This window comes from Pantoea piersonii, assembly GCF_003612015.1.
Lineage (GTDB): Bacteria > Pseudomonadota > Gammaproteobacteria > Enterobacterales > Enterobacteriaceae > Pantoea > Pantoea piersonii.
In genome coordinates, this window is record NZ_RARB01000003.1 from 1 (window position 1) to 581 (window position 581).

1 rRNA gene (running past one end of the window) is annotated in these 581 nt (G+C 53.4%); it reads right to left on the minus strand.

Annotated features, from left to right (window positions below):
• Positions 1 to 78: 78 nt before the first annotated feature.
• A 16S ribosomal RNA gene (locus D7S44_RS09380) occupies positions 79 to 581 on the minus strand; it runs 1,011 nt beyond the window's last position.

The window sequence follows — 581 nt, forward strand, 5'->3', positions numbered from 1 at the left end:
CAAGCCTGTAGAGGTTTTTCTGCTCGTTACTTTCTATCAGACAATCTGTGTGAGCACTTCGAAGGCAGTATCTTCAGGTAAGGAGGTGATCCAACCGCAGGTTCCCCTACGGTTACCTTGTTACGACTTCACCCCAGTCATGAATCACAAAGTGGTAAGCGCCCTCCCGAAGGTTAAGCTACCTACTTCTTTTGCAACCCACTCCCATGGTGTGACGGGCGGTGTGTACAAGGCCCGGGAACGTATTCACCGTGGCGTTCTGATCCACGATTACTAGCGATTCCGACTTCACGGAGTCGAGTTGCAGACTCCGATCCGGACTACGACGCACTTTATGAGGTCCGCTTGCTCTCGCGAGGTCGCTTCTCTTTGTATGCGCCATTGTAGCACGTGTGTAGCCCTGGCCGTAAGGGCCATGATGACTTGACGTCATCCCCACCTTCCTCCGGTTTATCACCGGCAGTCTCCTTTGAGTTCCCGACCGAATCGCTGGCAACAAAGGATAAGGGTTGCGCTCGTTGCGGGACTTAACCCAACATTTCACAACACGAGCTGACGACAGCCATGCAGCACCTGTCTCA